The organism is Actinoallomurus sp. NBC_01490, from assembly GCF_036227085.1.
Lineage (GTDB): Bacteria > Actinomycetota > Actinomycetes > Streptosporangiales > Streptosporangiaceae > Actinoallomurus > Actinoallomurus oryzae.
In genome coordinates this window covers 4225606-4240042 of sequence record NZ_CP109433.1, presented here as the reverse complement: position 1 = coordinate 4240042, position 14437 = coordinate 4225606, and the positions used below count along the sequence as shown (strand labels likewise).

The following is a 14437-nucleotide window of genomic DNA, read 5'->3' as shown; positions in this document are numbered from 1 at the left end:
GACTGTACGCGCCGCGGCGCGCCGGGGCACACCGGGAGGGCCTCCGCCGCCGGCGCCTCAGAGGCCGCCCGTCGCGAGCGGCGTCCCGGGCCGCTCAGACGGAGGCCGCCAGCTCGCGCACCTTCTCGATCAGCTTGACGCGGCTCGCGTGGTCACTCGCGATCGGCGTGACGTTGAGCGTCGTGACACCCGACTCCTTCAGCGCCGCGAGCCGGTCGCGCACGAAGCCCTCGGTGCCGATCAGCGAGGTCTTCTGCAGCAGCTCGTACGGGACCTTCTCGGCGGCCTCCTGCTTCTTGCCGTCGAGGTAGAGGTCCTGGATCTCCTTGGCCTCCCGCTCGTAGCCGTAGCGCCGGGCGAGGTCGTTGTAGAAGTTACGGCCCCTGGCGCCCATGCCGCCGACGTAGAGGGCGAACATGGGGCGGGCGAAGTCGAGGTAGCCCTCGACGTCGTCGCCGATCGCCAGGGGAGCCTGCGCGACGACGTCCAGCTCACCGAGCGCGGGGTCGCGCTTGGCCTTGCCCTTGGCCAGGGCCTCGCCCCACACGCCGTCCGCCTTCTCCGGCACGTAGAAGATCGGCTCCCAGCCCTCGGCCAGCTCGGCGGTCATCTCGACGTTCTTGGGACCGAGCGAGGCGACGATGATCGGGATGCGCTCGCGTACGGGGTGGTTGATCAGCTTGAGCGGCTTGCCGAGGCCGGTGCCCTCCTCGGCGGGGAGCGGCAGCTTGTAGTACTTGCCGTCGTAGGACAGGCGCTCGCGGCGCCACACCGCGCGGCAGATCTCGATGATCTCCCGGGTGCGGCCGACGGGCGCGTGGTACGGCACGCCGTGCCAGCCCTCGATGACCTGCGGGCCCGACGCGCCGATGCCGAGCACGAACCGGCCCTCGGAGACGTAGTCCAGCCCGGCGGCCGTCATCGCGGTCAGGGTCGGGGTGCGCGAGTAGATCTGGAGGATGCCCGAGGCGATCTGCAGGCGCTCCGTACGCGCGGCGATGAAGCCGAGCTGGCTCACGGCGTCGTAGCTGTACGCCTCCGGCACGAACACGATGTCGAGCCCGGCCTTCTCGTAGTCGGCGAGCTCATCGACGGTCTCCCTGAAGCCCCCCGCGTAGTTGAGGGACATCCCGATACGCATGCCGCGGCGCCTCTCTGCCGTTCCGTCCAAAAACCGAATCTCGTTCAGTAATAGCTTAGTCAGGCCGGTCTGAACACCATGCAGGTGCTCGTGCCGTGGGCGACGAGGCGGCCCTCCTCATCCGTGACGCGCCCCTCGGTCGTGGCGGTCCGGCCGCCAAGGTGGATCGTGGTGCCCTCGCAGCGGAGTCGCACGCCGTCGAGCCGCACGGGACGCACGAAGTTCACCTTCAGCTCCAGCGTGGTGTAGCCGGCGCCCTCCGGCAGCGAGGCGTGCACCGCGCAGCCCATCGCCGAGTCGAGCAGCGTGCTGCAGATGCCGCCGTGCAGCGTGCCCAGGGGGTTGCCGAAGTCGGGCCGGGTCCGCAGCGCGAACACCACTCGCCCGGGTTCGAGCGTCTCGACCGTCATGTCGAGCAACGAGCCGATGCCCGTCATCCGTCCGTCCAGCAAGGTCCTCAGCTGATCGAGTCCGGCGGTCACGACACCCTCCCTGTATGACGCTCGGCATAGTCAGGCTCTTCTATGATGACCGTCATAGTCAAGGTGGTGAAGGTCATATGGCCTCCGGCTCACGAGAGCGGATGGTGCGCAGCGCGGCCTACCTGCTGCGCGAACGCGGCTACAGCGGCACGGCGTTCAGCGACGTCATCGCGCACAGCGGGGCGCCGCGCGGCTCGATCTACCACCACTTCCCCGGCGGCAAGGAGCAGCTCGCCGAGGAGGCCGTACGGTACGCGGGCGACTTCGTGGCGGCCGGCGTGCGCGCCGCCACCCGCGACGACGACCCGGTGGCGGCGGTACGGGCGTTCCTCGGCTGGTGGCGTCGCGTGCTGGTGGACAGCGGCTTCCAGGCGGGCTGTCCGATCGTGGCGGTGATCGCCGAATCGCGGCTCGCCGACGCCGCGGACGGGGCGTTCCGGCGGTGGCGGGACGCGCTGGCCGCCGGCCTGGCCTCGGCGGGAGCGGCGCCGGAGCGCGCCGCGCGGGTCGCGACGCTGGTGGTCGCCTCGGTCGAGGGCGCCACCCTGCTGTGCCGCGCGCGCCGCTCCCTGGAGCCGCTCGACGACGTGACGGCGGAGTTGGAGGACCTCATCGCCGCGGCGTGCGAGACGGGCTGAGCGGCTGCGATCATGCGCGCATGACCCCCGACGAGTTGCTCACCACCACCCGCACCGTACGCAGGCGGCTCGACCTGACCCGGCCGGTCCCGCCCGAGCTGATCCGCGAATGCCTGGAGATCGCGCTGCAGGCGCCGAGCGGCGGCAACAAGCAGGCCTGGCACTGGATCGTCGTGACCGACCCGGTCCAGCGCACGGCCATCGGCCGGGTGTTCACGCGGGCGGCCCGGGAGTACCTGGCGTCGGACCACGCGGCGCCCAGACTGTTCGCCGACGACCCGGAGCGCGCACCGGTCCAGCGGCGCATCGGCGAGGGCGTCGCGTACCTCGCCGAGCACATCGCGGAGGTGCCGGTGCTGGTCATCCCGTGCCTGCGTGTGACGTCCGTGCCGAGCGGCGGCCAGGCCGGGCTGTGGGCCTCGCTGCACCCGGCGACGTGGAGCTACATGCTGGCCGCCCGCGCCCGGGGGCTCGGGACCGCCTGGACGGCGCTGCACCTGGCGTACGAGCGGGAGGTCGCCGGGCTGCTCGGGCTGCCGGAGGACGTCCGCCAGGGCTCGCTGATCCCGACGGCCTACTACACCGGAGAGACGTTCCGCCCCGCCCCCCGCCGGCCGCTGGAGGAGGTCCTCCACCTCGACCACTGGTGAGGCCTCACCCGCCGGAAGTGACCAGTGTCAGGCCGTCGTCCGCGGTCTCCCAGTCACTCAGGTCCGCGGCCAGGGCGGAGGGCGACATGTGGGTCAGCAGCAGGCGGCGGCAGCCGAGCCGGTGCCGGTTCGCGGCCAGAGCGTCCAGATCGAGGTGCCAGCGTACGGGCGCCGGGCTGTATCCCTCGCAGAAGAAGACGTCCGCGCCCGCGGAGGCGTCGATGAGCGCGTCGGTCCACTCGGTGTCCCCGGAGTAGGCGACCGTGCCGCCCTGCCCGGCGTCCTCGACCCGCAGGGCGTAGGCCGGAGCGCCGGACGCATGCCGCACCTCGAAAGGCGTCGCGGTGAACCTTTCGGTGGAGAAGGGACGCCGGTCGGCGTGCTCGCGGACGTGCACCGCGAACCTGCGCCGGACCCCGCTCGACCCCGGGAACAGCGTCTCCATCGCCTGGTCGAGGCGTTCCCGTGTCCCGGGCGGTCCGACGACGGTCAGATCGGTGGTCCGGCGGCGGAACTGCCCGTCCAGGATCAGGAACGGCAGGCCGCCGAAGTGGTCCCCGTGCAGGTGACTGACCAGGACCGTCTCGATGGCGTTCGGGTCCAGCCCCTGGCGGCGCAGGGCCACGAGACTGGTGGCCCCGCAGTCGACCAGCGTGTGGGCGCCGGCCCCGGGATCACCGAGCGCGATGCACGTCTGGAACCGCTCCCCCGACCCGAACGCGTCCCCGCTGCCCGCCACCGTGATCCGCATCGCATCGCCTCCGCGCTCCAGGACGTCGAGGCCGATCATGCCGGGCGAGCGCCGCCGCAGGTAGCCCCGGGTTCCCTAGGACGCCATGGCCGGCCGCTATGACACCACCTCAGGCGCCGACTCGGCGAGGAGTTCGGCGACCGCCTGGAGGGCGAGGACGTAGGAGAAGGTGCCGAAGCCCGCGATGGTGCCCGAGGCCACGGCCGCGACGACCGAGGTGTGACGGAACTCCTCGCGGGCCGCCGGGTTGGAGATGTGGACCTCGATGAGCGGCGCCGTGCGCTGGGCGATGGCGTCGCGTACGGCGTAGGAGTAGTGCGTGAAGGCCGCGGGGTTCAGCACCACCGGGATGCGCCCGTCGGCGGCCTCGTGGAGCCAGGTGATCAGCTCCGCCTCGTCGTCGGTCTGGCGCACCTCGGCGTGCAGGCCCAGCCTGCGAGCCGTGTCACGGCACAGGGCGGCCAGGTCGTCGAAGGTCGTGGCCCCGTACACGTCGGGCTCGCGGCTGCCCAGCCGGCCGAGGTTGGGTCCGTTCAGCACCAACACTTCGCTCACTGGTCGTTCGCCCTCCTCACTCGCTCCGCGGCCCGACTCGTCCCTCGCCCGGCCACTCCACAAGCTACGTCGGGCTCGCTCCGGCTCACTGGTCGCTCACCCTCCTCACTCGCCCCGCGGCCGGACTCGTCCCCCGCCCGGCCACTCCACTCGCTACCTCGGGCTCACTCCGGCTCATCGGGTTGGCCGGATGCTCGGTCATCGTGCCACCCGTTCGTAGGCGGATCTCAGCAGGTCCTCGTCCGGGTCCTCCAGGCGGCCCGGCGCGGCCAGGCCGTCCAGGACCACGAACCGGAGGCGGGCGCCCCGCGCCTTCTTGTCGACGCGCATCGCCTCGCGAAGCTCCGGCCAGGCCTCGGCGGCGTACGACGTCGGCAGGCCCACCGCGGTGAGGATCTCCCGGTGGCGCTTGACGACGTCGGCGCCCAGCCGCCCGGCCAGGCAGGCCAGCTCGGCGGCGTACACCATGCCGATCGCGACGGCGTCGCCGTGCCGGAAGCGGTACGCCTCGACCTTCTCGATCGCGTGACCGAGCGTGTGGCCGTAATTGAGGATCTCCCGCAGGCCGCTCTCCCGCAGGTCCTCCGACACGACGCGCGCCTTGATCGCGATGGCGCGCTCGATGAGTTCGAAGGTGTGCGGCCCGTCGGGGCGACCCGCCGCCTCCGGGTCCTCCTCGACGAGCTCCAGGATGCGGGGGTCGGCGATGAACCCGGCCTTGATCACCTCGGCGAGGCCGGCGACGTAGTCCTCGCGCGGCATGGTCACGAGCGTGGCCAGGTCGCACAGGACGCCGGCGGGCGGGTGGAAGGCCCCGACGAGGTTCTTGCCCTCGGGGATGTCGATCGCGGTCTTGCCGCCGACGGCCGCGTCGACCATGCCGAGAAGCGTGGTCGGCACCAGCACGGCGCGTACGCCGCGCAGCCAGGTCGCGGCGGCGAACCCGGCGAGGTCCGTCGTGGCCCCTCCGCCGACGCCGACGATCGCGTCCGATCGGGTCATGCCCAGGCCGGCGAACGCGGACCACAGCCCGGCCAGCACGCTGACGTCCTTGCCCGCCTCGCCGTCCGGCACCGGCAGGAGACGCGCGTCGTACCCGGCGTCGGCGAGCGCGTGGCAGACCGGCCGCGCGATCTCCGGCAGCCCCTCCGCGTGCACGACGGCGACGATCCCGGCCTCGCCGAGCAGCGAGGGCAGCTCGCCGAGCACCCCCGTGCCGATCACGACGTCGTACGGCGTGTCGCCGCCGACCGCGATTCTGCTCACTCGAGTCCCTTGACGATCTCGTCGACGATGTCGGCGGGCTCGCGTTCGTCCGTGGCGACCCGGACCGTGGCGAGGCCCTCGTAGATCGGCCGGCGCTCTTCCATCAGCTTGCGGAACTGGCTGCGCGGGTTGAGCACGAGCAGTGGCCGCGCCGAGGCGAGGCCGACCCGCTTGACCGCGTCCGACAGCCCGACCTCCAGGTAGACGACCGGCAGCTCCGCCAGGTCGGCCTGGGTGCCGGCGTCGAGGATGGAGCCGCCGCCGAGGGCGAGCACCCCCTCGTGCTCGGCGAGCGCGGCCTGGACGGCCGCGCGTTCGAGCGCGCGGAAGCGCTCCTCGCCGTCGTCGATGAAGATCTCCGCGATCGGCTTGCCGGCCGTGGCCTCGACGTCGTGGTCGGTGTCGCGGAAGGCGACGCCGAGCCGCTCGGCGAGGAGTTGTCCGACCGTGGTCTTGCCCGACCCGGGCGGGCCGATGACGACGGCCTTGGGTTTCATTTGATCACCAGTGAGGATAGGTAGCCCTGCAGGTTCCTGGCGGTCTCCTCGACGGAGTCGCCGCCGAACTTCTCGACCGCGGCCTCGGCGATGACCAGGGCCACCATCGCCTCGGCCACCACGCCCGCGGCCGGGACGGCGGTGACGTCGCTGCGCTGGTTGATGGCCTTGGCCGGCTCGCCGGTCAGCACGTCGATCGTGGACAGTGCGCGCGGCACCGTGGAGATGGGCTTCATGGCGGCGCGGACCCGCAGGGTCTCGCCGGTCGTCATGCCGCCCTCGACGCCGCCGGCGCGGTTGGTGACCCGCCGGATCTCTCCGTCGCGCACGATCTCGTCGTGCGCCTGCGAGCCACGCCGGGCGGCGGTGCGGAAGCCGTCGCCGACCTCGACGCCCTTGATCGCCTGGACGCCCATGAGGGCGGCGGCGAGGCGGGAGTCGAGGCGCCGGTCCCAGTGGACGTGGCTGCCCAGGCCCGGCGGCAGGCCGTGCACGACGACCTCCACCACGCCGCCGAGCGTGTCGCCGTCTCTCTTGACCTGCTCGATGTGCTTCACGATCGCGGCGCTGGTGTCGGGGTCGAGGCAGCGGACCGGGTCGGCGTCGATGCGCTCGAGGTCGCCGGGCTCGGGGATCACGCCCTCGGGGACGCTCACCTCGCCGAGCGCGACCACGTGGCTGAGGATCTCCACGCCGAGCACCTGGCGGCAGAAGGCGCGCGCGACCTCGCCGATCGCCACCCGGGCGGCCGTCTCGCGGGCGCTGGCGCGCTCCAGGACCGGCCGGGCGTCGTCGAAGCCGTACTTCTGCATGCCGGCCAGGTCGGCGTGGCCCGGGCGGGGCCGCGACAGCGGCGCGTTGCGCGCCTGCTCGGCGAGCACGTCGGGGTCGACCGGATCGGCCGACATCACCGTCTCCCACTTGGGCCACTCGGTGTTGCCCACGCGGATCGCGATCGGGCCGCCGAGCGTGCGGCCGTGGCGGATGCCGCCGATGATCTCGACCTGGTCCTGCTCGAACTTCATGCGGGCGCCGCGCCCGTAGCCCAGGCGCCGGCGGCGCAGCGCCTCGGCGATGTCGGCCGAGGTCACGGCCACACCGGAGGGCAGCCCTTCGAGGATCGCGGCGAGGGCCGGGCCATGCGACTCCCCCGCGGTCAGCCAGCGCAACATGCGGTAAATACTTTCATGTAGGGGCGGCGTCCCATGCAGGTGTCCAGCATATGGGCACCGGTCAGGCGATCTCGCGCCAGTCGAGGACGTCGGTGACCAGGTCGCGGACGGTGGCGAGCAGGCCGAGGCGGTTCGCGCGTACGGTGGCGTCCTCGGCCATGACCAGCACCTTGTCGAAGTAGTCGTCGATGGGCTCGACCAGCGCCTCGGTCACCGCGGCGAACTCCGGCAGCGGCAGCGGGCCGCCGCGCAGCTTGTCCGCGACGCCCGCGAGGGCGGTGGCCAGCGCGCGCTCCGCGTCGTCCTCGAACAGCGCCGGGTCGTAGGACGCGGGCGTGTCCGGCGGCACGATCCGCAGCACCCGCTGGAGGGCGGCGGTCAGGCGGGCGAACCCCTCCGACTCCAGCAGCCCCTCCAGGTCGGCGGCGTCACGCGCGACGCGCGCGGGCGTGGCGGCGTGCGGCATCACGGCGCGGACCACGTGCACCGGGCGGCTGGCCTCCAGGAGCGCCTGCTCCAGCCGCCGCGCGGTCAGCCGTTCCGCCTCGCGCACCGCCTCCGGGCCCACCTCCACCGGCTGGAAGGCGGCCGCGACCGCCAGGCCCTCGTCCACCCGGATGCCGGCCAGGCGGCCGTGCGCCCGTAGGATCGCGGTGAGGCCGAGCGCGGCCCGGCGCAGGCCGTACGGGTCGGAGCTGCCGGTCGGCGCGGCGCCGACGGCGAACAGGCCGGCGAGCAGGTCGAGCCGGTCGGCGACGGCGAGCAGCGCGCCGGGCAGCGACACGGGGAGCGCGTCGCCGGACGAGCGGGGCAGCTCCATCTCCACGAGCGCCTCCGCGACCGGCTCGGTCTCGCCGGCGCGGCGGGCGTACTCCCCCGCCATCGTCCCGGCGAGGCTGGAGAGTTCGATCACCATGTGCGAGGCGAGGTCGAACTTGGCGAGGCGCGCCGCGCGTTCGAGCGTCGCCCGGTCCTGCTCGCCCAGGCCGACGCGGTCGGCGAGGGCCAGCGCGATCGAGCGGATGCGGCCGGCGCGGTCGGCCATCGACCCGAGACGCTCTTCGAAGGTCAGCGCGGCCAGGCCGGCCGTCATCTCCTCCGGCGGCGTGCGCAGGTCGGCCTCGAAGAAGAACGCGGCGTCCTCGAACCGCGCCCGCAGGACCGCCTCGTTGCCCGCGCGGACGGCGCCGAGGTCGCAGGCGCCGTTCGCGACCGCGACGAAGTGCGGCAGGAGACGGCCGGCGGCGCTCACCGGCAGGTACCGCTGGTGCTTGCGCATGACCGTGGTGAGCACCTCGGCGGGCAGCTCGAGGTGGCGCTCGTCGAAGGAGCCGAGGAGGGCGACCGGCTCCTCCACGAGGTTCACCACCTCGGGGAGGACGGTCTCGTCGGGCGCGCCGCCCGCCGAGGCGGCGAGCTCGGCCGCGGCCTCGGTGATGCGCCGCATGCGGGCCCGCGCGTCCGGCTCGATGCCGTGCGCGCGCAAGGTGTCCAGGAACCGGCCCGCCTCCGCCACCTCCACGACCGGCTCGTCCGCGGTGCGGTGCACGCGGGTCGAACGCCCGCTCTCCAGCGTCGAGACCGTGAACGGCACGACGTGCGGCCCGAGCAGGGCGGCGATCCAGCGGATCGGGCGGCTGTAGGACAGGCCGGGGGCGTTCCAGCGCATGTTGCGGTCGGCGCGCAGCGTGGTGACGACGCCGGGCAGGACGCCGGCGAGCACCTCCGCGGCCGGCCGGCCGGCGACCGTACGGACGAGGCCGACGTACTCGCCGCCGTTCACGGTGATCTCGCGCAGGTCGGCGACGTCGGCGCCCTGGCCGCGGGCGAAGCCGATGGCGGCCCTGGTCGGCGCGCCGTCGGCGTCGTAGGCCGCCGACCGGCGCGGGCCGCGGACGGTCCGTTCGGCGTCGTCCTCACGCGGCATGACGTCGTCGACGACGGCGAGGACGCGGCGGGGCGCGGACATCACCCGGATCTCACCGTGCCGCAGCCGGGTGCCGGCCAGCAGTTCGGTGAGGGAGTCGCGCACGGCGCCGGCGACACGCTCGGTCTCGGTGGCGGGCAGTTCTTCGAAACCGATTTCGAACGCCAGCGTCGACGGCTCGCCGATCTCGGGGAAGGCCTCCGCGCGGCGCTCGGGCGCCGGACGCGTCGCGGCGTCGCCGAGCGGATGGCCGAGCTCCTCGCGGCGCTCGGCCCACAGCCGCGCGACGTCGTGAGCGAGGGCGCGCATGCGGGCGAACGCGCTGGCGCGCTCGGTGGTGCCGACGGCTCCGCGCGCGTCGAGCACGTTGAAGGCCTGCGAGCACTTGAGGACGTACGTGTGCGCGGGCACCGGCAGGCGCGCCTCGATCATGCGCCGCGCCTCGGCCTCGTACGCGGCGAACAGCGCGCGGCCCGCCTCGACGTCGGCCTCGTCGAGGTAGTAGCGGCTCATCTCGTACTCTGCCTGCCCGAACGCCTCGCCGTAGGACAGGCCGGGCGCGTACGCGATGTCCTTGAAGTGCCCGACGCCCTGGAGCGCCATGATGATGCGCTCCATGCCGTAGGTGATCTCGACCGAGACCGGGTCGAGGGGCATGCCGCCGGACTGCTGGAAGTAGGTGAACTGGGTGATCTCCAGGCCGTCGAGCCAGACCTCCCAGCCGAGCCCCCACGCGCCGAGCGCCGGCGAGGCCCAGTTGTCCTCGACGAACCGCACGTCGTGGGCGCGCAGGTCGACGCCGATGGCCTCCAGGCTGCCGAGGTAGCGCTCCTGCGCGTCGCCGGGCTCGGGCTTGAGGATCACCTGGTACTGCGTGTGCGTCTGGAGCCGGTTGGGGTTGTCGCCGTACCGCGAGTCGTCCGGGCGGACGCTGGGCTCGACGTAGCCGACCTTCCACGGCTCGGGCCCGAGGACCCGCAGCGCGGTGGCGGGGTTGAGCGTGCCGGCGCCGACCTCGGTGTTCATCGGCTGGACGATGGCGCATCCCTGCCCGGCCCAGTATTCGGTGAGGCGGATCAGGGCGTCCTGCATCGTCAGCGTCGGCATGTCCCGAGCCTAACGAGGCCTGACCAGGCACGCGCGCCCGCCGCCCGGCGCGCCGGAAGACCGGAGGCCGGGCGGCGGAACCGGGATCAGGAGAAGACGACGCCGAGTTCGACGCCGCCGGAGACGCGGCCGCTCAGGCGTTCGGACAGGCGGTCGGCGGCCGTGCGCAGGACCACCTGCTCGTCGGCGTCCTGGGCGAGACGCAGCCGGATCGCCAGGTCGCTCTGCGTGCCGGGGCGTACCTGGATGCCGGTGATCCCCGGCAGGTCGCCCGCGGCCTCCTGGACGGCGGCCAGGACGTCCGGGTCCTCGTGGGGAGCGGTGATCGTGCCGCCCTCGGCGAGGACGCGCAGCCGCGGGCCCTCGATGGCGTACGGCACCGGGCCCGCGACGTCGATGACCAGGGCGTCGGCGGCCTCGTCGAGGGCGGCCTGGCAGGCCTGCGCGGCGCGCACCGCGACGGGGCGCGCGTCCGCCTGCCAGCGGGCGAGGCTCTCGGCCGAGGTGAAGGCCAGCACGCCGCGCCGCCCGTCGTCTCCGACGAGCGTCGGCAGCGCCATCTCGCTCTCCTTCTCACGGCGCGAACCGTCCACCGTCTCGTCTTCGGTCAGGACGGCGACCACGGGGACGAACAGGCGTGCTCCGGGGAGGGCGGCGAGGACGGCGTGCTCGCCGTGCCCACCGGCGTAGGCGCGCAACGCCGCCTCCAGCTCGGCGGACGCCGTGCCGTCGTCGTCGGGGAAATCCGGCTGGGGAATGGTTCTTTCGGACACGACAGACCAGCGTATCGGCCGGGGCCGCCCGCTCCGGCCTGGCGCGGCGGCTGATATCACCGGCATGTCGCGATCTGAACCCTGCTCTCGGGCCGTGTGGCGGGGGCCGCCCCCGCCCTCCGGCGACTGACGGGGCGCCGGCTCAGCCGAGGTCGGCGATCGCCGCGACCGGGCCGCCGCCCGAGGGGCCCTGGTGCACGGCGGCCACCGAGACGAACACGGCCGGATCGCCCGTCACCGACGCGGCGACGCCGCCGACGCACGCCTTGATCTGGCGGTGCCAGTGCACGTCGGAGTCGTCGAGCATGATGTTGCGGCGCCCGCGTACCGACCCGCCCGGGTCCGCCTCGCACTTGAGGAACACGTTGACGAGCCGGCCGTCCAGGTCGCCGTGGTGCGGGCGTTCGGGCAGGTCGATGCCGGAGGAGCGGATCGCCGCCCAGATGCCGTCGGCGTCCAGGGCGTCCTTCATCACGCTGTGGCCGATGCGGTAGCGGCCGCCGATGCCGCGGACGTTGCCGACCACGACGATCTGGGCCCGGTCGAGCTCGACCCCGGAGGAGCAGGAGGCGACCGAGGAGTACAGCGACAGGTCCTGGTGGATCCGCTCCGCCTCCGGCATCGCGATCTCCCCGAGGGCGACGGCGATGCCGAGCGCGGTCGTGGAGTTGGAGATGTCCATCGACTTCAGCGTGTCCTCGGTGACGACGTCGTGGCCGCGCCGCTTGGCGTCGTTGATCGTGTCGAGGGTGAGCAGGGGCGTCTTGGTCTGCACGTAGTGGACGTCGGCGGCGTCCTGGATGCCGGCCGCCTTCATGGCGTCGCGTACGCCGCCGGCGACCTTCTCCACCATGGCCGGGCGGCCGATGTCCTCGGGCAGGATCACCTCGCTCATGGCGACGCCGACCGAGACGCGGGGCTCGTCGGTCACCGGGGCGGAGGACGGGTCCACGGTCGCGAAGATCGTCGCGTGCGGGCTGAGCACCCCGTCCGTGCCGCCGGACCACACGAGCGGCACCTGGGCGACCTCCTCCGGCGTACGGCTGCCCCGGGCGACGAGCACCTCGCGGAACGCCCGGTCGGCGAGAATGCGCGTGTAGTCGTTGACGCCGCCGTTGCCTTCGGTCTTGCCGATCACGGCGAGGACGCGATCGGCCTCGATCACACCGTCGTCGATCAGCCGGGCCAGCCCGGACGCGTCCGTGACGCTGTCGATGGCGACCTTGCGTACCTCAATCGGGTCCGGCATGTCCTCACCCTTCACAACTCGATGACTGTTCCGGCCTTGCCGTCCGCGGCGTCGCCGATGTGCTCCAGCGATGTGATCGCCGCCCGCTTACCGCCCTCCTCGACGAAGCGCACCACCGCCTCGACCTTCGGGCCCATGCTGCCCCCGGCGAACTCCCCCTCGGCCGCGTACGCCCGCATCCGGGCGGGCGTCGTACGCCGGATGGGTCGCTCGTCCGGGGTTCCGTACCCGGTCATGGCGTACTCGACGTTCGTGGCGATGACCATGGTCGTGGCGGAGACGTGGCGGGCGAGCAGCTGCGCGGCGAGGTCCTTGTCGATGACCGCCTCGACCCCGCGGAAACCGCCGTCGGCGCGTACCACCGGCACGCCGCCGCCCCCGGCCGCCACGACGATGAACCCCGCCGCGAGCAGGGCGTCCACGGCGGGCGCGTCGATGATCTCCCGCGGCTCCGGCGAGGCGACGACCCGCCGCCAGCCCTTGGCGCCGAACGACCGCCAGATCTCGCCGTGCGCGCGGCCCTGCTCGGCCGCCTCGATCGGGAAGTAGCGGCCGACCGGCTTCGCCGGGGCCGTAAAGCCCGGGTCGGCGGCGTCCACCAGGGTCCGGGTCGCCACGACGGCCACCGGCCGAGCCGCGCCGCGCGCGGCCAGGGCGCGGTCCAGCGCGTTCAGCAGGAGGACGCCGATGGTCGCCTGGGTCTGCGCGCCGCACCAGTCGAGGGGCACGGGCGGCACCACGGAGGCGGCGAGCTGGTTCTTGATCAGCAGGTTGCCGACCTGGGGCCCGTTGCCATGGGTCAGCACGATCTGGGCGCCCCCGGCGACCAGGTCCGCGACCGGCTCGACGGCCGCCTTCACGGCACGCCGCTGGGCGTCCGGAGTGGCGCTGCCGTCCGGCCCCGTCATCGCGTTGCCGCCGAGGGCGATGAGGACGCGCTCGCCGTTCGCGGTGGTCACGAAGGCGAACCTATTCTCTGACCTGCGGTGTGCTCATGGGCAGAGTATGCCCAGCGAGCGCGTCTCCTTTGGCAGGTGTGGATGTTCAGCGGGCCACGCGGGCGAGGCGCGCGGCGGCGTCGTCGATGACCTCGTCGCGCTTGCAGAAGGCGAACCGGACGTACGGGTCGCCGGCGTCGGAGTCGTAGAACACCTGGGTGGGGATGGCGACGACGCCGGCCCGCTCGTGCAGGACCCGGCAGAACTCCAGCCCGTCGGTGAAGCCGAACGGGCGCACGTCGGCCTGGACGAAGTAGGTGCCCTGGGTGTGCAGCGGGGTCAGCCCGGCCGCCTGGATGCCGGCGGTGAGCCGGTCGCGCTTGGACTGCAGCGAGGCCCGCTGCGCCTCGACCCACTCCAGCTCGGCGCCCAGCCCGTACGCGACCGCCCGCTGGTACGGGGCGCTGCAGGTGAAGGTCAGGTGCTGCTTGACGGTCTGCACGGCGCGGACGAAACGCGGCGGTGCGGTGATCCAGCCGGTCTTCCAGCCCGTGACCGAGAACGTCTTGCCGGCCGAGGAGACCGCCACCGTGCGCTCGCGCATGCCGGGCAGCGTGGCGATCGGCACGTGCTCGGCGCCGTCGAAGGTCAGGTACTCGTACACCTCGTCGGTGACGGCGACGAGGTCGTGCTCGCGGCACAGGTCCGCGATGATCTGGAGTTCCGTGCGGGAGAACACGGTGCCGGTCGGGTTGTGCGGGGAGTTGAGCAGGATCAGGCGGGTGCGCGGGGTGACGGCGGCGCGCAGCTCGGCGGGGTCGAAGGTGAACCGGTCGCCGTCGGGGCGCAGCGTGACCGGGCGGCGCACGGCTCCGGCCAGCGCGATGATCGCGGCGTAGGAGTCGTAGTACGGCTCGAACACGACGACCTCGTCGCCGGTCTCGCAGAGCGCCAGGAGCGTCGAGGCGATCGCCTCGGTCGCGCCGACGGTCACGAGCACCTCGTCCGCGGGGTCGTAGGAAAGGCCGTAACGGCCGGAGCGCTGGGCGGACACGGCCTCCCTCAGCTCGGGCACGCCGGGTCCGGGCGGGTACTGGTTCGCACCGCCACGGATCGCCTCGACGGCGGTCTCCAGCAGCTTGGCCGGACCGTCGGTGTCGGGGAAGCCCTGGCCGAGGTTGACCGCTCCGGTACGGACCGCCAGGGCCGTCATCTCGGCGAACACGGTGGTGCCGAAGCCCCGCATCCGGGACACCAGCGGATCGATGTTGACCGTCACGCGGCTCAGGGT

The 14437-nt window shown here is 73.2% G+C and carries 14 protein-coding genes; 2 read left to right on the top strand and 12 right to left on the bottom strand.

Annotation, left to right across the window (positions count from 1 at the left end; all coding sequences use genetic code 11):
* Positions 1-94: 94 nt before the first annotated feature.
* Together OG417_RS20335 and OG417_RS20330 are read right to left on the bottom strand one after the other, a co-directional pair.
* Positions 95-1141, bottom strand: a complete 1047-nt coding sequence (locus OG417_RS20335) for an LLM class F420-dependent oxidoreductase (protein WP_329258257.1) — start codon at positions 1139-1141, stop codon at positions 95-97.
* 59 nt (positions 1142-1200) lie between these two features.
* On the bottom strand, positions 1201-1623 hold the full coding sequence (locus OG417_RS20330) for a PaaI family thioesterase (RefSeq protein ID WP_329258254.1): 423 nt from the start codon (positions 1621-1623) through the stop codon (positions 1201-1203).
* Positions 1624-1724: 101 nt separating this feature from the next.
* Between OG417_RS20330 and OG417_RS20325 the strand changes: the two genes are divergently transcribed.
* Positions 1725-2261, top strand: coding sequence for a TetR/AcrR family transcriptional regulator (locus OG417_RS20325; protein WP_329258252.1), 537 nt, complete (start codon positions 1725-1727; stop codon positions 2259-2261).
* Between the two features lie 20 nt (positions 2262-2281).
* Positions 2282-2911, top strand: coding sequence for a nitroreductase family protein (locus tag OG417_RS20320; protein ID WP_329258249.1), 630 nt, complete (start codon positions 2282-2284; stop codon positions 2909-2911).
* 4 nt (positions 2912-2915) lie between these two features.
* On the opposite strand, the gene OG417_RS20315 is transcribed toward OG417_RS20320, so the two are convergent.
* The 10 genes from OG417_RS20315 to OG417_RS20270 all read right to left on the bottom strand — a co-directional run bounded on the left by OG417_RS20315 (position 2916) and on the right by OG417_RS20270 (position 14425).
* Positions 2916-3701, bottom strand: a complete 786-nt coding sequence (locus OG417_RS20315) for an MBL fold metallo-hydrolase (protein WP_329258246.1) — start codon at positions 3699-3701, stop codon at positions 2916-2918.
* 57 nt (positions 3702-3758) lie between these two features.
* Complete coding sequence (gene aroQ / locus OG417_RS20310; protein WP_329258244.1) at positions 3759-4217, bottom strand: type II 3-dehydroquinate dehydratase; 459 nt, start codon at positions 4215-4217, stop codon at positions 3759-3761.
* A gap of 198 nt (positions 4218-4415) precedes the next feature.
* On the bottom strand, positions 4416-5483 hold the full coding sequence (gene aroB / locus OG417_RS20305; RefSeq protein WP_329258241.1) for a 3-dehydroquinate synthase: 1068 nt from the start codon (positions 5481-5483) through the stop codon (positions 4416-4418).
* A complete protein-coding gene (locus OG417_RS20300) occupies positions 5480-5980 on the bottom strand; it encodes a shikimate kinase (RefSeq protein WP_329258238.1) in 501 nt (166 codons plus the stop codon). The genes aroB and OG417_RS20300 overlap by 4 nt, the downstream gene beginning before the upstream one ends.
* Complete coding sequence (aroC, locus tag OG417_RS20295; protein WP_329258235.1) at positions 5977-7152, bottom strand: chorismate synthase; 1176 nt, start codon at positions 7150-7152, stop codon at positions 5977-5979. Before aroC ends, OG417_RS20300 begins: the two co-directional genes overlap by 4 nt.
* A gap of 61 nt (positions 7153-7213) precedes the next feature.
* A complete protein-coding gene (locus tag OG417_RS20290; RefSeq protein ID WP_329258232.1) occupies positions 7214-10186 on the bottom strand; it encodes a glycine--tRNA ligase in 2973 nt (990 codons plus the stop codon).
* 86 nt (positions 10187-10272) lie between these two features.
* Entirely contained in the window at positions 10273-10959 is a 687-nt protein-coding gene (locus OG417_RS20285; protein WP_329258229.1) for an SseB family protein, read from the bottom strand.
* A 142-nt stretch (positions 10960-11101) separates the two neighbouring features.
* Positions 11102-12208, bottom strand: coding sequence for a ring-opening amidohydrolase (locus OG417_RS20280; protein WP_329258226.1), 1107 nt, complete (start codon positions 12206-12208; stop codon positions 11102-11104).
* Positions 12209-12219: 11 nt separating this feature from the next.
* A complete protein-coding gene (locus OG417_RS20275) occupies positions 12220-13167 on the bottom strand; it encodes a carbamate kinase (RefSeq protein ID WP_329258224.1) in 948 nt (315 codons plus the stop codon).
* Between the two features lie 85 nt (positions 13168-13252).
* On the bottom strand, positions 13253-14425 hold the full coding sequence (locus OG417_RS20270; protein WP_442875707.1) for a pyridoxal phosphate-dependent aminotransferase: 1173 nt from the start codon (positions 14423-14425) through the stop codon (positions 13253-13255).
* Positions 14426-14437 lie beyond the last annotated feature (12 nt).